Source organism: Mycobacterium sp. SMC-18, assembly GCF_045310895.1.
In the GTDB taxonomy this organism is placed as follows: domain Bacteria; phylum Actinomycetota; class Actinomycetes; order Mycobacteriales; family Mycobacteriaceae; genus Mycobacterium.
Genome location: NZ_JBJIAL010000003.1, coordinates 76934 through 97793, shown reverse-complemented (window position 1 = coordinate 97793; position 20860 = coordinate 76934). Strand labels below are relative to the sequence as shown.

Genomic DNA, 20860 nt, shown 5'->3' with positions numbered 1-20860 from the left:
GCCGCTCGGGGAGCCCCGGTGGGATTCGTTGGCTTCGCGCGTTGTGAGCTAGATCACCGTTCGGTTCTGCCTCTGATTCCCGACTACACCTTGCACAGGCTCGTCATCGGCGACGGGTCCAACGGGTCGGTCTGCTGGACAGGGGATGTGGTCATGGGTGGTCTCTCACCGATGAAGGTGGTACCCGCACTGCGGGTGTTGTCCCCATCCGGGAACTGATGTCGATGACCGAACTATCACCCGGCCGACCCGGCGGGCCGGATACTCACCAGGACTGGGCGCCCTACTCCGACTTGGCGCAAGCGGCGGAGGCATATCTGCGCGATCCCGCGATCGCGTTGGAGGCGCTGTACCGGGTAATGGACCCGGCCGCGATCAAGGCATTCGTCATGGAACGCACACTCGAAGAAAAGGATTCGCGCGAATCGTTGTACCAAGAGGTCGCGGTGACCGACGGTCGGACGTTACTGCTGTGGATGGGTGACGACGAACTCACCGACGACGACGATCCTGAGCCCGGCGAACCCTTGCTGACGTCCACGCTGCGCTCGATTCCGTTGTCTGCGTTGACCGACCGCAATCTCAAGGTCGGGTATCGCGTCGATCACCGCGGTGGACGGTCACTGCACAGTGTCGAACTGCGGCTCGTGACCACGACGGCCGATTACACGCTGGCCAAGACCCCAGCGAGAACCGAGGCGTTCAGCGAGGAACTGGTGTTCAGCAAGTCTGTCACCGACGGCGGGCGAGCACAGATGGAACGGTTGATTCAATTCGGAAGGGTGCTGGCCGCGCATGGCTGACTGGGCATCACACAGGCATCTTCAGCAGGCGGTCATGCTCGGCATTCGCAATCCCGAAGCAGCGCTGAACAATCTGCGCCCTTTCCTCGACTTCGACGGCGCCTACTCATTCGTGCTCACGGAGCGCCCGACGTGGCAGGAGGTTGCGATCACTGACGGCCGGCGGCTGATCCTGTGGCACGGCTCGGACACTGAATGCGCCGGTCACGATGATCGATTGCCGCACCCGATGTTCCAGTCCTCGGTGCGGACCGTTCTGCTGTCGCGGCTCAGTGATCAGGCTTTGCACACCGATTACGACGTGCTACCTGACGGTTCTCACGAGCTGGTGTCGGTGCGCCTCCGCCTGTATACGCCGATAGTCAACAGCACAACCCGAACCACTCCTGAGGACAGCCAGCACTACGTCGAGTGCTACCTCTTCGACAAGAACGCAGACGATGGTCAGGAAGAAATGGGACGACTTCTCGAATTTGCGGCCGCACTGTCGATTTCGACCAGTGTGTAACGGACCGCCGGGCGCGACGGGGACCGACGCTGCCGATATCACCCGAGGAGCACAGGGGGTCAATGTGTTTCGTGACGTACCGAGGATTATCCGATGTTTCGCATCAGTGCCGGCACTGTTCTGGACCGCGATCACGGCTGCCGCCCGCAAGCCGGGAGAGCCGGCTGACCGGAGAAATCCAAATGATCCGGGACAGTACTTCGCGGACGATCCGTGGGTGGATTGAAACAGTTTTTGGCCACGGAAAGAGGAGACATGGCGGCACGAACGGCAACGAACAAGCTGCTGTGCGACATGATGATCGCACCCGACCGCGGCATCGTGGTAATTGAAGATGCTGGGGCGCAAGGGATTACTGGCATCTACATCCAGTCCGGCATCGACCCTGAACCTGCGCCGGTGCAACAGGCACTGCGGGTACAGACCATGAGCGCCGACGAGTGCGACGCCGTCGGACGGCAGCTTCGGGTTCGCGTGCTCTCCGGCTCGGACACTGGCGGATTGGGCGTCCGGGCCTTTGATGGCCACCTCAACATCGCCAGCGGACTGCTGGCCATCGGTGATCGCAGTAACCCCGACCGTCAATTGCTCGTCGGCCCATCGGGTGTGATCGGCGTCAGCGTGTTCGTGGGTAACGACATCGACGCCTCTTGTTGCAACGCTTCCGGTATCGGTTACCCACCATCAGGTCCCAGCGAGGTCACCTTGTTGCTGCACGGAGATTCCTGGCACACCTACACAGTGCGCAACACGGTTGACCGTTGGCAATTGCGATGTTAGATCGCCCCCGAAGCTCCGGGCAGTGTGCTATTCAAAGTCATGCTGCCGAAAATCTGTGCATTGCCCGCATCGGTACTGCTGGTGACGGCTCCGCTGGCGCACGCTGATCGTGCGGAACCGGTCCCGCTGTACGGGAGCTACGACACGTTTCTCGATCATTCGCGGCAGACGTTCAACGGCCGTCCCGACACCTCGGACCCGTCGACCCAGGCGGCCCTGTTCCGGACCGTGTGCGACGCCGGTGGTTGTATTGCGCACTGGCTGAGAATGACTGAGCTCAAAGAGAATCCGAACGCACCGGTGCTGTTCGACTACCGCTGGACGGGCGACCGCTGGGAGTCATCGGGAGACTATCCGTTCCACTGCGGCCCGAATGGTGCTGCGGTGACGGCATTCCGGTCCGATTTCCTGAAACCCGACGGCGACGGCAGTTTCTCCGGGGAGCGGACGTTCACCGTGGCCGCACCGGGCTGTCCGGGTGACGGGGCCGGGACCTACTGGCTGCCGTTCACGTTGACGCCGACGTAGCTGACCGTGCCGTCTCACGTGGTGGACCTACGGGGATGGATGAAAACCCCTTCTGCACGCACCGTCACGCCGTCAGACGTAGCGATATGGCCCACGGCAAAGGTTTTCACACCCTCGATGCGGTCGATATGGGCTGCGATCCGGACAGGTCCCAGCGCGGTGCCCTTCTCGTAGCGGATCGTCAGCGTTCCCGTGACTGCGGGTTGGCCGGGTTTGTGTGCTGTCGCACCCAAGACATGGTCGAGCAGCAAAGCGCAGATACCCCCATGAACCTGGCCACTGGGTCCTTCGTACGCCGCACCCAATGTGGTTTCGGCCCAAGCCGTTCCGTCATCGTCGTGATGAACGTCGAGCGGGGGAGCGAGCGCGTTACGCAATCCGATGACCGCGTTGCCCCAAGCGATGGACGACCCGCTGACCTCCTGTTGGACACCGAATGAGCCCGGCATCAGCGCACGGCCGAGTTCGTCTGTGGCAGCGTCGATTTTGGCGCGGACTGATTCGATGGTCGCGGCGTCACATTCGCTGCGAATCGTGAAGTCGACGAGTCGACGGACCGAGTCTGTGAGGGACGCGTAGAGCGCTTCGGGGACCTGAGGTGCGTTCGTCTCCCTCATGCGGGGTCCGCTCGCCGGTTCCCTCCGCGCACCGTGTGCCGCGAAGGCTGCGTGCACCCCTTGGTTCCTGAGTCCCATGTCGCTCCTTGTCTACTGATGACCTGGCAATCACTGTCGGTCGGCGTGGCGTCGTCGAGCAAGGCAAAATCCCGGTTGGCGGTCGAGGTGCGACGTCTTCAGAGGCCCGATTGTTAACCTGAGAGTGTGGGAGAACCCGAGACGTCAGACATACCTTCGCTGCCCGCGATCAACTGGGCCTTGCTGGGGATGCTGTCGTACGAGCGCGAGCTGTCGGGCTATGACATCCGCAAGTGGATCCACTGGAGCATGCGCTTCTTTTTCGGAAGTCCCGCCTACAGCCAGATTTACGCAGAGCTGAAGAAGCTGGAAAAGCTCGGGCTGCTGAGTTCGCGCGTGGAGGGAAAGGGCGCTCGTTACCGGCGACTCTACAAAATTACCGACAAGGGATTGGATGCGGTTTCTCGGTGGGCCAAGGAAGCACCGATAGAGCTGCCTACGCTGAAGCATCCAGCGATTCTGCGGGTGATGTTGGGCCATTTGAGCGCTCCGGCCGCGCTCAAGAAACTCTTGCACGAACACGTTGCTCAAATCGACCAGTTGCAGCGTGAAGCCGCCAGGGAAGCCAAGTGGTCCGGCGCTGATCCCACGTGGGGTTACGCCAAACTGGCCTTGACCTGGGCCGACCGGTATTATACGTCTGAACGGGAGCTTGCCCTGAACCTCATCAAGGATTTGGACGAGGCGGAGGCAACCCTGCCGAACACGAGCAAGGGCGGCGCCATCGCCTGGCCCGATCTCTCCTTCTGGTACGAGGTCGAACGTAGGGCGGCTGCCGAAGACGCCGCCGACTGACGTCGGGGCGTCTCACCGAGCCTGTGCGGCCAGTCTGTTCTGCGCAGCGTGCTGAGCGGCAATGTGGCCGAAAACCAGACCTTGTGCGATGGTGGCGCCGGCACCCGGATACGTGCGGCCGAAGGCGTTGGCGGCGGTGTTCCCGATCGCGTACAGACCGTCGATGACCGTGCCGTCCTCCCGCAGTACGCGCGCATGACCGTCGGCGAGCAGACCACCACAGGTACCGAGATCGCTGAGCACCATTTTCACGGCATAGAACGGACCACTCAGCAGCGGACGCAGATTGGGGTTCGGCGTGATCGTCGGATCGCCGTAGTAGCGGTCGTAGGCGCTCCGGCCGCGCCCGAAATCCGGGTCCTCACCCGCGAACGCGTTCTCGTTGAACCGGTCCACTGTCGCACGGAAGGTACCCGCCGGAACGTTGATCTGTGTGGCGAGATCGGTGAGATTGTCTGCCCGAAAAGCGATTCCGGCGTCATACCAGCGCCGGGGTATCGGCATCCGGGGAAACAGCTCCGCCGCGAATACGTAGCTGTTGCGGTACTGCTGATCGAAAACGATCCACATCGACTCAACCGGGGTGGCGGCAGCTTCAAGTTCCAGTATCCGCTGACCGAAGCTCATGTAGTCCGCCGATTCATTGGCGAAACGGCGGCCCGTCTGATCGACGATGAATGATCCGGGCAGCGAGCGTTCGGCCAGCATGACCGCAGGGGCCGCGCCGGGCAGCGGTGCCACTGCGGGGAACCACCACGATTGATCCATTGAGGCGATACCGGCGCCGACCTCCTGGCCTATCCGGATGGCGTCGCCTGTGTTGGATCGTGCTCCCAAGCTGAGATTGCGTCCGAGGGATTCGGACTGGAACTTCCACCGCATGTCCATGTCGTGGTCGAATCCGCCCGCGGCGAGCACCACGCCGTGCCGGGCGGTGATCGTGAATACGGAATCCGCATGGATGACGGTCGCGGCGGTCACCCGACCATCGTCATCGGTGACGAGGCCGGTCAGCGAGGTGTCCAGCCAGATGGGAATGCCGGCGCGAATCGCGCCGGCGAACAGGCCGGCGGCCAAGGCCTGCCCGCCGGCGGCGTAGCGGCGACCCAGTGCGAGTCCGCCGAGTCCCTGCGCGAGGCGCTTGACGACCGTGGGTAACCCCTTGCGCGGCATCCGGCTCATCAGGTTCAACCAGCGGTAGTCGGCGCCCGTCGTCGGCATTGGAATGCTGACCTCCATTACTCCGGGACGCAGGTCAGCCAGGTACTCACCGAGAATCGAGGTGTTCAACGGGCGGCATTCGCAGGTGCGGCCGGCGGCTGAACCGCCGGGTGCCTCGGGGTGGTAGTCGGAGTAGTCCTTCGCCCAGAACAGCTTCATCGGAGTGGTCCGGCGCAGCATGTCGACCGTCGCCGGCAGGTTGCGCAGATAAGCGGTCGAACGGTCCTGCGGAGCTGAATCACCAACGACCGCATCGAGATAGGTGCTCGCCCGCTGTGCGGTATCGACGCCGCCGCACTCTTCGATGACGGGGCTCGCGGGCAGCCACAGGGCGCCGCCGGAACGGGCCGTTGAACCACCTACGTAGGAGGACTTTTCGATCACGAGTACCGACAAGCCCTGTTCACGTGCGGCCAGTGCGGCGCCCAGGCCGGTGCCGGACCCGACGACGAGAAGGTCGACTTCGGTATCAGCGATGGTCAGACCAGCGGGGATCGTGGTGTGCGTCGAGGCGGTCACGGTCAATGACATTAAAACCGCAGAGACACATTTCTCGCCGGGAAATTCCTGTCAGCGGGAACGCCGATCTCCCGGCAAGCGGCGCGCACAGTTCAATGATGTTGTCAGGATGGCGATTTCAGATTGAAGGACGGACCGAACAATGACAGCCGAATCCGAAACCGACGACATCCGGTTGATCGAAGCTGGCTCGGTGCCGACCAGGTTTGCCAGAGGCTGGCACTGCCTGGGTCTCATCCGTGATTTCGCTGACGGAAAACCGCACCAGATCAACGCTTTCGGGCAGAAGCTGGTGGTGTTCAGCGGCGAGGACGGCGCCATCAGTGTCCTGGACGGATACTGCCGGCACATGGGTGGCGACCTGTCCCAGGGCACGGTCAAGGGAAACGAGATCGCGTGCCCCTTCCACGATTGGCGCTGGGGTGGGGACGGCCGATGCAAGCTGGTTCCGTATGCCAAGCGCACACCGCGGCTGGCCCGCACCGCGGCTTGGCCCACATTGCAGCAAGACGGCATGCTGTTCGTGTGGAATGACCCCGAGCACAATGAGCCACCACAGGATGTGACCATCCCTCGCATCGAAGGCGCCACCAGCGATGGTTGGACCGACTGGCACTGGTACACCACGGTGGTGCACACCAACTGCCGCGAGATCATCGACAACGTGGTCGACATGGCGCACTTCTTCTACATCCATGGCTCGCTGCCCACCCACTTCAAGAACATCTTCGAAGGTCACGTCGCGACCCAATACATGAAAAGCGCGGGACGGCCTGATCTTGGCGATCCCGAGGAGGGCGTGACGATTCTGGGGACGACATCCCTGGCCGCCTACCACGGACCGTCATTCATGATCGATGAGCTGACCTACCACTACGAGGGTTTCGATCAGCACACTGTGTTGATCAACTGCCACTATCCGATCGACGAGAACTCCTTCGCGCTGCAATACGGCATCGTCGTGGAGAAGAACCCGTCCATGCCCGACGAGCTCGCCGTCGAAACAGCCATCGCACTGGGTGATTTCGTCAAGATGGGTTTCGAGCAGGACGTGGAGATCTGGCGTAACAAGACTCGCATCGACAATCCGCTTCTCGTCGAAGAAGACGGGCCGGTGTACCAGTTGCGCCGTTGGTACGAGCAGTTCTATGTCGACGTCGCCGATGTCACGCGGGACATGGTTGACCGGTTCGAATTCGAGCTGGACACGACGCGGCCCCGGGAAGCGTGGATGAAAGAGGTCGAGGCGAATCTTGCTGCCCGGGCCGCGGCGTCCAGTCCTATCGGGTGATGGCGGCACCGCACGACAACCGGCTCGACGACATGTCGATGGTGCCGGTGGATTGCCTGCGGTGCGGAGCTGCCGTACTGGTCCGCAAGAGCAGCTGGAGTCAGACCAGCGTGCAGTGGACCGGTACCGCTCTCGGTCGTTGTGAAGAGCGCTGCACCGTACAACAATTGGCGGCGTATGGAGATCGCAGCCTGTTCCTGGCGTGCTCGGCGCTCAGCGGAGCGATCGATGATGCCGTACGCGCGGGGACGCTTCCGGTCGTCGACGGCAGCTTCTCAGACTGATGAAATGGGCTGCGCCGTCAGTCACGGCGCAGCCCCACGGTTTCTAGCTGGACACCGTCACGTCCATGAGAGGGAGCCGCTCCATCGCGGTGGCCCGTGGATCCGGCGCAGCCGCCGCGGCCGCGTGGTTCTCTTCACCACGGGTGTAGGTCCACACGCAGAACGGCTCACCTTGGGCGAATTTGAAGTCCTTGGGTGGCAGGTTGATGGCCAGTTTGCAGCCAGGAAAGAACGGTGCCGAAATGCGTTGCTCGAAAGTGCAATTCATCCAGGCGCGCGCTGGCGGGTACAGGCCCTCGTCGGTGTACTTCTGCAGCACCTCGCAACGGCGCATGTTCAACACGACGTGGTCCGGGTTGTAGACGATGTATTCGCCCCCGTAGCCCAGGGTGCCGTCGATGCTCAACACCGCCAGTTTCAGGAAGTCCACCACATGCACCGGCTCGATCTTGAGGACCTTCGCCAGTTTCGGGTACTGGTAGTCGATGATGAGCTGGTACATGTCGGGCAGCCCCAGCCATACCTCCTCTTCGGGAATGATCTTCGTCCATTGGTCGATGAGGTAGTTGTGCCCCTTGAGGTACTGGTCCCAGTAGGTCTTGATCAGGCGGATCAGAGCCGGCTTCGTGAGATCCTCGGTCTGTACGTCGAACGGAATCGCTTGGTATTGCGCGTCTTTCCAGTCCCAACCGGGCGGAGCGATGAAGCGTCCCATGGGCATGACCTGACGCATGCCGGCCCGGGAGACCTGGGCGGTCACATCCATCGCGGCATTGATGCCGACCTTCTCCGAATAGATCTTCACGTGCGCATACGGCATGAAGTTCAGAACATCCTCGAACACGCGTGCCAGGCCGACCAGGAAGTCGCGGGAGAAGTCCTGGATGTTGCCGACCTTGCCCATGAAGTCGTGGGTGTAGTCGTCGTAATTCAATTCCATGGTCTCCGTGGTGATTTCTACAGATTCGGGGGTCATGTTTCCTCCTCGGTGGGCTGTGCTGCGTGAGCATCAATAGGCGCGGGACGGTTAGCGACCACTGTTACGCGGCGGGCATCCCGCTGTCAGATTCAGCATGCATGTCAGAATCTGACAGGTTCAACGGTAGTGTTCGGGAGACGTACGTCACTACCGGATTCCCTGTCATCGGGATACGGATTGCCGTGCCGGCGCCGCATTGCAAGGGAGACGAAATACTATGAGCCGCAACGCCGAAACCAGGAGGATGCATGCGGGCTGAGGGTAGGACGGCGACGCTGACGGAGCGCCGTGCCGAGGAGCTCCGACTGGATATCGCCATTGCCGCGCGTGACATCTTCCTCGCGGAGGGATCGACGTCGGCGACGGTCGAGCGCATCTGCCAGGCCGTCGGTATCGCGCCGCGGACTTTTCATCGGCATTTTCCGGTCAAAGAAGACGTCGTCATGCCGCTGTTCCGTCAGTTCGGCAGGCTCAGCGTCGAGGTATTGTCGGCCGCTCCGCCAGACGGTGATGTCGTGGACATCCTCGTGGACGCATTCAGTACCGAGGTGCCCAAACGTGGACAGGTGGAGTTCGACCGCACGTTCATGGCACTGGTGGTCGGTGCACCCCAGTATCGGCTGCGTTGGTTGGACTGGGGTCAAGAACTTGTCGGGCCGATCACCGAGTTTCTCGACACCCGGATCGGCCTGGACGATGATCCGATGACGCGGGAGTTACCGGCGCAGTTGATCATTCAGGCGTGCCGGCATGCCTATGTGCAGTGGGTCGAGCACGGTGACTTCGACCGCCTGCGATCGGTGCTGCGGACCGGGATGGGGATGGTTGTCGGGGCCTTGCCGGGCGCCGAACCGGGAAACTGATGGGTGCCTCGTCCGGTAGGGCCCCGCGGCACGCCGGTCCTGCGCAGCTTCCCGTGCGGAACCGGCGTGCTTTCTTGACATCGAGGCATCGTGCCCGAGGGAAAGTCGGGGGACTACGCGTGCGCGCCGCCGTCGACCCGGATTTCGGTGCCGGTGATGAATGCGCCGTCGTCGGAGGCCACCATGGCGATCACCGCGGCGACAGCACTCGGATCGCCGAGGATCGGGTTGTCCCGGCCGTGCAGTAGCGGCGTCTGCTTGGCCCACAATCCCAAGTCGTAGCCTTCGGGCATCTTCTCGAGTGTGGTGTTGGCCAACGCGGTAGAGACACCGCCTGGCTGGACGTTCACCGCACGCAGGCCCTGTTTCGAGTACTCCAGTGCCAGTGAGTGGGTGAAGCTCAGGACCGCGCCCTTGCTGGCGGCGTAGGCCGCCATGTAGGGGTGGGCGAAAGTCGCCGCGGTGGAGGTGAAGTTCACCACCACGCCACGGCCCGACTCCAGCAGGGCCGGGAGTGCCTGACGTGTCATGAGGAAGGTACCGGTGAGATTGACTGCGAGCGTCCGGTTCCAGTCCGCCAACGTGGTCTCGTGGGTATGCGAACAGGTCTGTATCGCCGCGACGTTGACGAGTACGTCGAGGCCACCCAACTCAGCCACCGCACCGTCGACGGCGGCGATGACTGCATTCTCGTCCGAGATGTCGAGTGTCGCGGTGGTCAGGCGCTTGGCGGTGCCGGCGTTTTCCGCAGCGTCGGCAGTGGTCGCCAGTCCGTCGGCGGCGATGTCGTAGGCCACCACGGTGGCGCCCTCATCGAGCAGCCGTGCGGTGGTGGCCGCGCCGATGCCGGACCCGGCCCCCGTCACGATGACGCGACGGTCGGTGAAACGATCCATTTTCCAGTGCCTTTCGCGGTCTATGCGAGTTGGAACGCGCTGACAGGCGCGTCTTCCGGGTACGTCGTCGGGGCACCCAAGTCGTAGGCCGCGTTGAGTGCGCCGATGAACGCGGCGTCGTGGAGGGGCTCGCTGGGGACGTCGAGTTTGATGCCCTTGCCTTTGAGGTCATCGACCATCATGCCGATGGCGCGTTCGATCGTGATGTCGTCGGAGCCATCCATGTTCTTCTTCAGTTCGTCGTAGTCCGAGAACACTTCGGCGGACCAGTGCACCAGGAACCTCAGCTCGTCGGTGTGGTGACTCCCGATGACATCGTCACCGTTCTTCAGCAACCATTGATCCCGGTCGGCCGGGTCGCCGGTGAACACGGTGTCGAAGGACAGGCCGGCGGGAACCTGCTGTGCCAGAGGCCCGTTGGCCTCGCCGCGATGCATCATCATCTCGTTCTGCACGACCACACCCCGGTTGTTGATCGGCGGCAGTACCCGTCCGGGCGCCTTGAGCGGTCCGTCGGGCCAGTACGTGAATCCTGATTGTTCATCGAGGGAGAACCAGGTGATGACCTGGGCCATCTTGATCAGGTAATCGGTGAACAGCCCTGATTTGCCCATCACGCTGCACAGCCAGGTGGGTGCGTTCTCGTAGCGCACACCACGGAAGCTCGGGGAGTCCAGATGACCGGGATCGCGGTTGGCGCATGGGCCATTGATGTTGAACAGCATTATCTGTGGCTTCGCGTACTGCGCGTTCCAGTAGCTCTTGGCGTGCTCGAGGAAGGCGCTGTGGTAGAAGCAGTCGTGCAGCTCGGGGTACAGGACGGCACCGTAATTGGCGAGATAGCCGCGGAACGTCGGAGTGAGAAACAGATCCAGGGACGGGGTGAACCCCTCTGGGAACGAACCGCTCATGGTCGCCATCAGCTCGTCCGCGGAGGCGAAGTGCTGCGCGATGATCAGCTTCCACGGGCCCTGGTCGTGCACAATGTCGAGCAGTCGCCGCCGCTGGTCGGGGGTGTAGACATCGGTGATCTCGCGCGGTGGCGCGGCGGGACGGAGGACGTCGGACAGCTCGCGTCGCCGCTCATCGGTCAGCATGGTGTTCTCCTTCGGTGGTGAGTGTGTCGACTGTCGACGTTGGGGCAGAAGCGCTTTGCATGAGGGATCCGTTGGTGGATCGGCCGGTGGCACCGGGATGGGCGAACTTTGCGCGCACCAGCGCACCGACTTCGGCCATGGCCAGCCGGCCGCGGGCGGTCGCGTCTGATCGCATCAAGAACCCGTGGTACATCCCGGGATAACGCGTGAGAGTGGTCTGTACTCCCGCCTCCCGTAACCGATTGGCGTAGCGCTCACCCCAGTCCCGGATGGGGTCGCACTCGCCGGTGACCACGATCGCCTGGGGCAGGCCGCTCAGATCGGTTGCGTAGGCCGGCACCTGATAGTGCGAATGCGGCCAATCGCCACTACGGTCGACCAGTTCGTGCATGTAGACGATGTCGTCGTGGCGCAGCATCGGTGCGTCGGGCATCGCGGTGATCGATGGTGCGCCCATGTCGCGATCCAGGCCGGGGTAGAGCAGGACCTGCAGGGTTATCTGCGGCCCGGCGTGGTCACGCGCCGCCAAAGCCACTGCGGCAGCCAGTGATCCACCGGCACTGTCGCCGACCACCCCCAGCCGTCCGGCGTCGATGTCGAGTTCGGACGCATTGGCGGCGATCCATTCCGTCGCTGCGTAGGCGTCGTCGAACTGCGCGGGTGGTGGTGACTCCGGTGCCAGGCGGTACTCGACGGCTGCGACGGCGACTCCGGTGGCGTGGGCCAGTTCTCTCGCCAACGGTTCGAACGAGTGGTTGGAGCCCATGACGAGCCCGCCGCCGTGGAAGTAGACCAGGACTGGGAGGCGTTCATCCGTGCTGGGCCGGTACAGGCGGACCGCCAGCGGGCCGGCAGGCCCCGGGGCCGTGAGGTTCTGTGTGCTGGCCATGGTCGGCATGTCAGGGAGCGGCGCGGATTCGATACCGGCGCGGACGGCCGGCAGGCCGCGGGTCCGCATCGGTGCGATGTCTCCGAAAGATGCGACCCGGACGGCGGCATCGTGATCGAGTTGTGGTGTAGGCATCTCAGTTGTGGGTGGGGTCGAACCGGCGATGCTCGCGCAGTTGTGGCGCCTGCTGGCTGGTCAGTACGCGGGCACGTTCGGACATCGCCGCACCGACATAGTCCGGTTGGGTGATGAGATAGAAGCGTCCTTCGGCGGCTTGATCGAAGACCACCTGTGCGGCGGCGAGGGGGTCCATTGCGGCTGCTTTGATATCGAGCATGGCCGCGCGCTGCCCCTCGGCGGCATCGGTGTTCCCGGTGTCGACTCCGCCCGCGGATTCGAAGATGTTGGAGACGACGGCTCCCGGCAGGACGGCCTGGACGTGAATGTGACGAGCATGGCCTGCGGACTGCACCTCGAGATTCAGGCATTCGGTCAGCGCCAGCACGGCATGCTTGCTCATGATGTAGGGCGCCTGCAGGGGAACCACGGCGACCCCGCCGATCGAAGACAGATTCCACACCCACGCGGGCGCATCGGTGGACATCATTCGTGGCAGAAACGCGCGAATGCCATGGAATACGCCGTTGATGTTGACGTCGACGATCCGCTGCCAGTTGGCCAATGGGGTATCCCACAGGTAGCCGAACTGTTCGACTCCCGCGTTGTTGACCAGCAGTCGCACGGCACCGAATTCGTCGAATACCCTGTCCGCCAGCCGCTGTACCGCCGCGGCATCACGAACGTCGCAGACGGCGTCGACTGCGTTTCCTCCGGCCACGCGGATTTCGTCACGCAGAGCCGCAATGGCGGCGGCGTCGATGTCGGCCAACACCACCGTCATACCGAGCTGACTGGCGTGACGCGCCAGGCCGGCGCCGATGCCGGCGCCGGCGCCGGTGATGACGGCCACGCCACCACCGAAGATCGCGTCAGCGGTCACGCGGGTTGCCCGTTGGCGGCCGCGGCCTTCGCGGCGTGCTCGGCGAGCGGGATCGAGTTCTCGGCGTCCAGCACCACCGTCATCGAGGTGAACACCAACGCATCACCCGCGCGCCGAATGCCGACGTCGACCACGCCGCTCGACACCCCGAACGGGACGTTGTTGGTGATCTGGTTGACGTACAGATAGAACCGCACCGTCGTGACCTCACCCTCGGTTCCGGTCCGGAAGACGTTGGTCGCGTGGTGGCGGCACGGGTACGGGTTCTCGTTGCGGTGCTCGGTGAGCCAGGCGAGAGTCTCTGCGCCGCCGTGCAATTCGGCCGCCAGCAGATGCTCGAATGGGCAGTTTCCGGAATCCGAACGGCTCAGATACTCCATCTCGTCGCCGATCCGAGCCGCCACTTCGGCGAAGTTTCCCTGGTCGTAGTGAAACCAGAACTCGGCGATGAATTCTTGGGCCTCAGGCAAGCTGATCGAGTTGCTCATACCGGTCAGTCAACTCGCCGGAGTTGCTCGTCACAGCGCCCGTGACCGGTCACCGGAATAATCCCGAAAGCTACCCGGTGCCAGTGATCAACGCCCACACGCCGGTGCGGCCTGCTTCAGCCGCCGCGGCGGCGACCTTCCGGTCCCAGAAGTGCACAGAACCGTTCTCCGAGCGCCACGCCAGGGCTGCGCGGGTCCATTCGTGCAGGCGGTGTTCGCGTGTCGTCCCGATCGCACCGTGCACCTGGTGGGCATGACGTGTCACGGCCGACGCCGCATGCCCAGCGCAGGACCGTGCGACTGCGATCTGGAAGTCGAGATGGTCTGTCAGCCATCCTGTTTCGAGTGCGGTGTGCAGTGCCGCTTCGGTAGCCGAGCGCGCAACCGCCGCCTCGGCGGCGGCATCTGCGATCAGGTTCTGGATCGCCTGGAACTTGGCGAGGGGACGGCCGAACTGGATGCGCGACATCACGTGCTCAACCGAGGCCGCGATCGCGCAATCCAGTGCGGCACAAACCTGAATGGCTCTCACCAACGCGGCCTTGCGCTCGAGTTCGGTGACCAACTCGGGCGCTACCGCCTGTCCGGGCCACCCGGCCGCATCGACTCTCACGGTGTCGCGCGGTTCGCCGATCAGGTTGCGTCCCGGGGCGATCGTGATTTCCGTGGTGTCGACATCGGCGACACGATAGCCGTCGCCGGTCCGCCACACGGTGACGATCCGGTCGGCGGAGCCGGCCCAGGGCGTCGGCGCCCGAGGTGCATCGGGTTGCGGCACCACGTGGATCGTGCGGAGCGCGTCGTCGACTTCGTGGCCGACGGCCTCCAGCAGCCAGCACGCCAAGAGATCATGCTCGGCCAACGGCAGCCGTACCCCGTGCCGCACTGCGGCGGTGAGTAATTCAGCCGATTCGCGCCAGCTCGCGCCGCTACCGCCGGATTGTTCCGAACCGGTCAGCCGCACCAGCCCGAGCTCATCGAGCCGTTGCCACAATGTGCGGTCAAAGTCGACTCGTGCCTCGGCCGGCCCAGGATCGTGGGACAGCCGGTGGTCGGCGAAGACGGCGTCCATCATGTCGACCAGATCGCGATCGACTGTCGGCGCGCTTGTCATCGATCCGATTGCGTTCATCGCAACCCCAATCCCCGCGCGATGACGCCGCGCAGTACCTCGTTGGTTCCGCCGCGCAGGGTGAATCCGGGGCGCTGGTCGACCGCGTGGAACACCAGATCGGCCCACGACGAGTCGACCCTGCTCTCATCACCGGTGCGCAGATCGGCGTAGTCGGCGATATCGCCCTCGACGGTGGTGCCGAGGACCTTGACCACGGCTGCGGAGACATCGGCGGCCTCGCCGCGTTGCAGGGCATCTGCCACAGCCATCGATGTGTGATGCAGCCCGGCGATACGTGCCACCAATCGGCCCATCTCGACGTCGCACGAAACATCTTGTGGAGCAGCCTGTTCGAGTGCAAAGCCCAGGAGTGGAAACGTCGAGAGGAACCGTTCCGGGCCACTTCTCTCGAAGCTCAACTCGGAGGTCACCTGGCTCCAACCCTGCCCGATTTCTCCGAAGACCCGGGAGTCGGGCACGAACACCTCATCGAGAATCACCTCATTGAAGTGGTGCCCACCGTTCATGGAGATGATGGGCCGAACGTCTACGCCCTCGGTGGCGAAGTCGACGATGAACTGGCTGAGCCCCGCGTGCCGATGTGCCGAGTCCGCCGGTGCGGTGCGGGCCAAGACGATGAACGCGTGGGCCCGGTGCGCCCCCGAGGTCCATACCTTGGTCCCGGTGATCGCCCAGCCCCCGTCGGCACGGACTGCTCGCGTGCGCACGCTCGCGAGATCCGATCCTGAGTCGGGCTCGCTCATTCCGATGCCGAAGAAGCACTCACCGCGGACGATGCGGGGCAGGTACTCGTGCTTCTGTTCTTCGGTGCCGTACTTGAGAAGCGACGGCACGATCTGGCGGTCGGCGATCCAATGGGCGGCCACCGGCGCCCCGGCGGCCAGTAGTTCCTCGGTGACGACGAAGCGGTCGTGAAACGAACGGCCGTGCCCGCCATAGTGTTCGGGGACCGTCATACCCAACCAGCCTTGTCGTGCCAGCGAACGGGTGAAGGTCTCGTCCCAGCCGCACAACCAGGCGTCGACCGACGGCGTGAAGGCGCCCACAGCCAGTTGTTCGGCGAGGAACGTCCGGACCTGGCCGCGCAACGCGTCAGCAGCTGGGTTCGAGCTGCTCGCCGGCGGCACCAGACGTCTCAGGGTCGGCGTCATGAGGTCTTCCACTTCGCGATGCGCTCGTGGTGCGCTGTGTCATGGTGGGCCAGCGGTTGCATGGCTGCGGCCATGCTGAGGGTCGATTCCAGTGTGCCGGTGATGGATTCCTGAAGCAGTCGTTTGGCCATCCGCAGCGCGTGCGGGGGATTGGCGGCGATGCGCTCGGCCAGGGTGTGCGCTTCCGCAAGCAGATCCTCATGGGCCACAACGCGGCTCACCAAACCCCAGTCGAGCGCCGTTGCGGCATCGATGCGGTCACCGGTGAAGGTGAGCTCGGCGGCGCGGGAGTATCCGATGGCCCGCGGCAGAAACCAGGATCCGCCGTCGCCGGGAATCAAGCCGAGCTGCACGAAGCTCTCCGCGAATGACGCGCGCTCCGAGGCGATGCGGATGTCACACATCATCGCCAGATCGCAGCCGGCGCCGATCGCGGCGCCGTTGACCGCGGCGATGATGGGGACTTCGAGCCGGCTCATCGCACGTGGGATGCGTTGGATGCCATCGATGTACGCACGACGCTGGTCGATGGGGGCGAGGCCGAACATGCCGCGGCGGTCGGCCATCTCCTTGACATTGCCGCCGGCCGAAAAGATCTTCCCGCGACCCGTGAGGATGATCGCCCGAACTGCGTTGTCGCGGTTGGCTGCATCGATGTTGGCCTCGATCGCCGCGATCACATCCGGGGAAGATATGGCGTTGCCTGCCTCTGGGAGATCGATCGTCCAGAGCTGGATCGAGCCGCTGGTGCTGACATCGACGGGTGCCTTCACGGCCGTGCCCTGAGTTGAAGGGACTTCGTCTGCAGATACTCCTCGAAGCCGAATCGCCCGAGCTCCCGGCCGATTCCCGATTTCTTGTAGCCGCCGAACGGCGCGGTGGGGTTGTAAGGACCGCCGTTGATGTCCAGCTGTCCGGTCTGAATCTGACGTGCGAACGCGATCGCGGTGTCGTCGTCGGCGGCCCACACCGCCCCCGACAGGCCGTAGGGTGTGCCGTTGGCGATGCGCAGGGCATCGTCGTCGTCGGTATAGGGGATGACGGCAAGTACGGGTCCGAACACTTCTTCCTGTCCGAGTTCAGATTCCGGGTCGACATCGGCGAATACCGTTGGTGCCAGGAAGAACCCGATGTCACGGATCCGCTCGGAGCCCCCGGTGAGCAGACGCGCGCCATCACGCTGCGCGCGGTCGATGAATCCGCGCACCGTGTCGAACTGGGATTGTGAGGCGGACGGGCCGATCCGGGTGGCCGGGTCCCAGGGATCGCCGACGGTGTAGCGGCCCACCGCCGATTCGATCAGTTCTAGTGCCTCACGGTAGCGCCTCTGCGGCACAAGCATTCTCGTCCACGCCATGCAGGTCTGGCCGCCGTTGAGGAACGCGTTGCCGACGCCGACTTTGACCGCGGTGGCCAGGTCGGCGCCATCGAGGATGACGTTTGCCGATTTTCCGCCGAGCTCGAGGGCCACCTTCTTGACTGACTGGCCCGCCAGCTCGCCGACACGGGATCCCACCCCGGTGGACCCGGTGAAGGACACGAAGTCGACGTCTGGGTGACTGGCGAGGCGCTCACCGATCACCCGTCCAGGGCCGGAAACGATGTTGACCACCCCGGGCGGCAGTCCCGCTTCCTCGCAGGCTTCGATGAACGCGAACACCGACAGCGGTGCCTCGTTGCTCGGTTTGAGCACGACGGTGCAGCCCGCGGCGATGGCCGGAAGCACCTTGGCGACCACCTGGTACAGCGGATAGTTCCACGGGGTGATGGCGCCGACAACCCCGTAGGGCTCGCGCAGCACCAGCGAATTGCCCACGCGCTCTTCGAAATCGAACGTGTCCAAGACGTCGGCAAAGCCGTTGGCGACGGCGAGCGGTACCTGCGTTTGCACCGTCTGCGCGATTCGTACCGGGGCGCCCATCTCGGCGGTGATGAGGTTGGCGATGTCCGGCAGGCGCTTCTCCATCGCATCGATCACCCGGCGCAGCCGCTGCCGCCGCTCTGGGACGGTGATCGCCGGATCGAAGGCGCGGCGTGCTGCGGCGACCGCCGCGTCGACATCGGCTTCGTCGCCGGCCGGGACATGGCCGATCACCACTTCGGTGGCCGGGTCGACGACGTCGATGACACCGCTGCCCGACGGGGCCACCCAGCGGCCGTCGATGAAAAGCTCGGAACGTTGGTGAGTGTGCATATTCGTCCTTTGCGAACTACGGGGTGATGCTGGCACGGATGTCGCGCTTGCCGTCCGCCGCGGCGAAGGCGTCATTGATGTCGTCGAGCGAGTACGTCGTTGCGGCGAGCCGGTCGAAGGGCAGTTCATGTTGGTGACGGTCCAGGAAGGTCAGGGCGCGAGACAGCACTGCCGGGTCGTACAGCGAAACGCCGACCATGGTCTTGTTGCTGAAGACGAATCGCGAGGGGTCGAAGGCGAACGTCTGGCCGGCGTTGATGTTGCCGATCTCGACGTAGCGGCCGAACTGTCCCAGCATCTGCAGGCCCTCTTCGATCGCCGAGGGGTGCCCGACGACTTCGACGACGACGTCGGCACCGTGTCCGTCGGTCAGCGCACGAACGGCTTTGGCTCGGTCCCTGGGCGTCGCGACCTGGTTCAGATCCAGCACGGTGTCGGCACCGAAGGCGGCCGCCAACTCCAGCCGTTCGGCGATGCCGTCGATCGCGATCACGTTCGCGGCGCCGCGCGCTTTGGCGACCGCGATCGCATAGAGGCCCAGAGCTCCGGCCCCTTGCACGACAACGTGTTCACCGAGTTGCAGGTCGACGCGTTCGAACCCGTACATCACCTGGGACAGAGCACAATTGGCGCCTGCCGCGATGTCGTCAGCGACGCTGTCCGGAACCGTGTAGACGACGGCGCCGGCCGGCAGCAGGTAGTAATCGCCGTAGCCGCCGACGAAATATGGTGGCTCGTCGGCCCGGCCCAGCATGGCCATCTTCAGCTTCAGGCAGCCGTTTCGTCGCCCGGCAAGGCAATTGCGGCAGCTGTGGCAGCTGTAGAAGTAGGGGAACACCACTCGGGTGCCGGTCTGCAACGGCTTGCCGTTCGAGTCGGTCGAAACACCGTCACCCAGCGCCTCGACAGCCCCAACCATTTCGTGCCCGAGCACCGTTGGCAGTTGCCCACCGAGACCTCGGGTTGCGAACGTGCCGTGCCAGGCGTGTACGTCCGACCCGCAGATGTTGGCGCGGGTCACGCGGACCAGGATTTCACCCGGTCCGACCTCTGGCAGCGTGACGGTCTCGATCTGAAATGGCTTGCCGGGCTCATCGAATCGCGCGATGCGGCCTTTGTACATATGTTGTGTTCCTTCAGTTTTGCGCGAATTCGGGGCTGAATTCTTCACGCAGTCGGCGTTTGAGCAATTTGCCGCTGGGGTTCTTCGGGAGGGAATCGACGAAGAAAACCCGTTTGGGAGTTTTGAAGCCTGCGAGATGACCACGGCAGTGGGTGAGGACTTCGTCTTCGGTCAGCGTCATCCCGGCGCGGGGGACCACGGTGGCGACGACAGCTTCGACCCACAGCGGGTGCGTCAACCCGAAGACGGCGGCTTCCTCGATACCGTTGTGCAGGTACAGGATTTCTTCCACTTCGCGGCTGGCGACATTCTCCCCGCCGGTCTTGATCATGTCCTTCTTGCGGTCCACCACGTGCAAGAGGCCGTGCTCGTCGTAGAAGCCGAGATCACCGGAATGGAACCAACCACCGGCGAACGCCTCCGCGGTCTTGTCCGCGTCGTCGAGGTAGCCCAGCATCAAATGTGCACTGCGGTGGGCGATCTCGCCGACGGTTCCCGGTGGTACGGGAGTGTTCGTCTCGTCGAGGATGGTGGTTTCGACATTGACCACCGGTCGGCCTGCCGATCCGGCGTGAGCGTCCTGTTCCTCCGGTCCGAGCGCCGAGGCCAGGGGCGCCATCTCGGTCTGGCCGTAGAAGTTCCACAAGCGCAGACCCGGCAACCGGCGACGCAACTCGTGCAGGATTTCGGTGGGCATCGGTGAGGCGCCGTAGTACCCCTTGCACAGGCTGGACAGGTCGACCTGGTCGAAGACGGAGCTGCGCAGCAGGCTGATCCACACAGTGGGCGGCGCGAAGTAACTGGTGGCGTGGTGGCGCTCGATGGTGCGCAGGACCAGTTCGGGTTCGGGGCGGGGCAGGATGATGCTTGTCGCGCCGAGATAGATTGCGGTGGCCAGGAAGTTGTCGAGCTGTGCGCAGTGGTACAGCGGCAGGGAATGGATGACGACGTCGTCGCCAGACATCGAGCCGGCGACGATGGTGCTGATGTACTGCCACATCAAGCTGCGGCTGCTGTGCATCACCCCCTTCGGCCGCGACTCGGTGCCACTCGTGTACATCACCCGGACGAGCTGTTCGTCGCCGAGAAGATGGTCCGGGGCAGTGCTCGTGGCGGCGAGCCAATCGGCGAAATCTGGCCATCCAGAGGGACACTGCTGCCCGGCCGGAGCCAGCGCTGCGGTGACGTGCACTGCGGTGCCGCGGCGCAGCGCGTCCGCCGCCACCGGCGCCAGGTCCGCTTCGACGATGAGCCCGGCAGCATTGCTGTGCGCCAGGATGTAGGTGATCTCTTCGGCGGTGAGCATGAAATTGATCGGGACCAGAACCACGCCGGCACGGGCCGAGGCGAATGTCAGTACCGCGTACTGCCAGCAGTTCCGTGACAACAACGCAAGCCGGTCTCCGACCCGAAGACCGTTGTCGCGCAACGCCGCAGCGGCACGGTCGACCAGGTGGTCGAACTCGGCGAAACTCAGCGACACCTCGCCGTCGACGATCGCTGTCTTGTTCGGCTGTCTGCGCGCCGCCCGGCGTGGAATGTCGGCGAGGCTGTGGCTGCGGGCCCGGGCGATAACGGTGTCCAGGTCATCAGAATCCATGCGGTGAAACGTATGTAGCGC

General features: G+C 64.0%; 22 protein-coding genes. 8 read left to right on the top strand and 14 right to left on the bottom strand.

Annotated features, from left to right (window positions below; all coding sequences use genetic code 11):
- The first annotated feature begins 224 nt into the window (after window positions 1–224).
- From ACJH6J_RS03600 to ACJH6J_RS03585, 4 genes are all read left to right on the top strand, one after another.
- A complete protein-coding gene (locus ACJH6J_RS03600; RefSeq protein ID WP_212806456.1) occupies window positions 225–803 on the top strand; it encodes a hypothetical protein in 579 nt (192 codons plus the stop codon).
- Window positions 796–1311: a hypothetical protein gene (locus ACJH6J_RS03595; RefSeq protein WP_212806455.1), complete on the top strand. Its 516-nt coding sequence runs from the start codon at window positions 796–798 to the stop codon at window positions 1309–1311. The genes ACJH6J_RS03600 and ACJH6J_RS03595 overlap by 8 nt, the downstream gene beginning before the upstream one ends.
- 213 nt (window positions 1312–1524) lie before the next feature.
- Entirely contained in the window at window positions 1525–2091 is a 567-nt protein-coding gene (locus ACJH6J_RS03590) for a hypothetical protein (RefSeq protein WP_406802748.1), read from the top strand.
- Window positions 2092–2130: 39 nt separating this feature from the next.
- Entirely contained in the window at window positions 2131–2619 is a 489-nt protein-coding gene (locus ACJH6J_RS03585) for a hypothetical protein (protein ID WP_212806453.1), read from the top strand.
- 14 nt (window positions 2620–2633) lie between these two features.
- On the opposite strand, the gene ACJH6J_RS03580 is transcribed toward ACJH6J_RS03585, so the two are convergent.
- Complete coding sequence (locus ACJH6J_RS03580) at window positions 2634–3236, bottom strand: PaaI family thioesterase (RefSeq protein ID WP_020102778.1); 603 nt, start codon at window positions 3234–3236, stop codon at window positions 2634–2636.
- A 204-nt stretch (window positions 3237–3440) separates the two neighbouring features.
- Here ACJH6J_RS03580 and ACJH6J_RS03575 point away from each other — a divergent pair, with 204 nt between their 5' ends.
- Window positions 3441–4109 (top strand): helix-turn-helix transcriptional regulator, encoded by a 669-nt coding sequence (locus ACJH6J_RS03575; protein WP_212806452.1) that lies wholly within the window; start codon window positions 3441–3443, stop codon window positions 4107–4109.
- A gap of 12 nt (window positions 4110–4121) precedes the next feature.
- On the opposite strand, the gene ACJH6J_RS03570 is transcribed toward ACJH6J_RS03575, so the two are convergent.
- Complete coding sequence (locus ACJH6J_RS03570) at window positions 4122–5849, bottom strand: 3-ketosteroid-delta-1-dehydrogenase (protein ID WP_212806451.1); 1728 nt, start codon at window positions 5847–5849, stop codon at window positions 4122–4124.
- Window positions 5850–5991: 142 nt separating this feature from the next.
- Between ACJH6J_RS03570 and ACJH6J_RS03565 the strand changes: the two genes are divergently transcribed.
- Together ACJH6J_RS03565 and ACJH6J_RS03560 are read left to right on the top strand one after the other, a co-directional pair.
- Window positions 5992–7140 (top strand): Rieske 2Fe-2S domain-containing protein, encoded by a 1149-nt coding sequence (locus ACJH6J_RS03565; protein ID WP_053855895.1) that lies wholly within the window; start codon window positions 5992–5994, stop codon window positions 7138–7140.
- Window positions 7140–7424: a hypothetical protein gene (locus ACJH6J_RS03560; protein WP_053855896.1), complete on the top strand. Its 285-nt coding sequence runs from the start codon at window positions 7140–7142 to the stop codon at window positions 7422–7424. The genes ACJH6J_RS03565 and ACJH6J_RS03560 overlap by 1 nt, the downstream gene beginning before the upstream one ends.
- 43 nt (window positions 7425–7467) lie before the next feature.
- Here the strand turns inward: ACJH6J_RS03560 and ACJH6J_RS03555 are convergent, their stop codons facing one another.
- Window positions 7468–8400: a hypothetical protein gene (locus ACJH6J_RS03555; protein ID WP_212806449.1), complete on the bottom strand. Its 933-nt coding sequence runs from the start codon at window positions 8398–8400 to the stop codon at window positions 7468–7470.
- A gap of 251 nt (window positions 8401–8651) precedes the next feature.
- Between ACJH6J_RS03555 and ACJH6J_RS03550 the strand changes: the two genes are divergently transcribed.
- Window positions 8652–9266 carry a TetR/AcrR family transcriptional regulator gene (locus ACJH6J_RS03550; RefSeq protein ID WP_212806448.1) on the top strand — a complete coding sequence of 205 codons (615 nt, stop codon included), beginning with the start codon at window positions 8652–8654 and terminating at the stop codon, window positions 9264–9266.
- A gap of 113 nt (window positions 9267–9379) precedes the next feature.
- Here ACJH6J_RS03550 and ACJH6J_RS03545 read toward each other — a convergent pair whose 3' ends face one another.
- The 11 genes from ACJH6J_RS03545 to ACJH6J_RS03495 form a co-directional block, all read right to left on the bottom strand.
- Window positions 9380–10162, bottom strand: a complete 783-nt coding sequence (locus tag ACJH6J_RS03545; RefSeq protein WP_212806447.1) for an SDR family NAD(P)-dependent oxidoreductase — start codon at window positions 10160–10162, stop codon at window positions 9380–9382.
- 20 nt (window positions 10163–10182) lie between these two features.
- Complete coding sequence (locus ACJH6J_RS03540) at window positions 10183–11259, bottom strand: hypothetical protein (protein WP_212806446.1); 1077 nt, start codon at window positions 11257–11259, stop codon at window positions 10183–10185.
- The gene (locus tag ACJH6J_RS03535) at window positions 11246–12283 is read right to left on the bottom strand and encodes an alpha/beta hydrolase (protein WP_212806445.1); all 1038 of its coding nucleotides are present in this window, start codon (window positions 12281–12283) and stop codon (window positions 11246–11248) included. Before ACJH6J_RS03535 ends, ACJH6J_RS03540 begins: the two co-directional genes overlap by 14 nt.
- Window position 12284: 1 nt before the next feature.
- The gene (locus ACJH6J_RS03530; RefSeq protein ID WP_212806444.1) at window positions 12285–13148 is read right to left on the bottom strand and encodes an SDR family NAD(P)-dependent oxidoreductase; all 864 of its coding nucleotides are present in this window, start codon (window positions 13146–13148) and stop codon (window positions 12285–12287) included.
- On the bottom strand, window positions 13145–13636 hold the full coding sequence (locus ACJH6J_RS03525; RefSeq protein WP_212806443.1) for a polyketide cyclase: 492 nt from the start codon (window positions 13634–13636) through the stop codon (window positions 13145–13147). The genes ACJH6J_RS03530 and ACJH6J_RS03525 overlap by 4 nt, the downstream gene beginning before the upstream one ends.
- Before the next feature lie 70 nt (window positions 13637–13706).
- Window positions 13707–14750 (bottom strand): acyl-CoA dehydrogenase family protein, encoded by a 1044-nt coding sequence (locus tag ACJH6J_RS03520; protein ID WP_212806442.1) that lies wholly within the window; start codon window positions 14748–14750, stop codon window positions 13707–13709.
- Between the two features lie 14 nt (window positions 14751–14764).
- Window positions 14765–15922, bottom strand: a complete 1158-nt coding sequence (locus ACJH6J_RS03515; RefSeq protein WP_212806441.1) for an acyl-CoA dehydrogenase family protein — start codon at window positions 15920–15922, stop codon at window positions 14765–14767.
- On the bottom strand, window positions 15919–16695 hold the full coding sequence (locus ACJH6J_RS03510) for a crotonase/enoyl-CoA hydratase family protein (protein WP_212806440.1): 777 nt from the start codon (window positions 16693–16695) through the stop codon (window positions 15919–15921). The genes ACJH6J_RS03515 and ACJH6J_RS03510 overlap by 4 nt, the downstream gene beginning before the upstream one ends.
- Window positions 16692–18116, bottom strand: coding sequence for an aldehyde dehydrogenase family protein (locus tag ACJH6J_RS03505; RefSeq protein WP_212806439.1), 1425 nt, complete (start codon window positions 18114–18116; stop codon window positions 16692–16694). Before ACJH6J_RS03505 ends, ACJH6J_RS03510 begins: the two co-directional genes overlap by 4 nt.
- 16 nt (window positions 18117–18132) lie before the next feature.
- On the bottom strand, window positions 18133–19239 hold the full coding sequence (locus ACJH6J_RS03500) for a zinc-binding dehydrogenase (protein ID WP_212806438.1): 1107 nt from the start codon (window positions 19237–19239) through the stop codon (window positions 18133–18135).
- A 13-nt stretch (window positions 19240–19252) separates the two neighbouring features.
- Entirely contained in the window at window positions 19253–20839 is a 1587-nt protein-coding gene (locus ACJH6J_RS03495) for an acyl-CoA synthetase (protein ID WP_212806437.1), read from the bottom strand.
- Window positions 20840–20860: the final 21 nt, after the last annotated feature.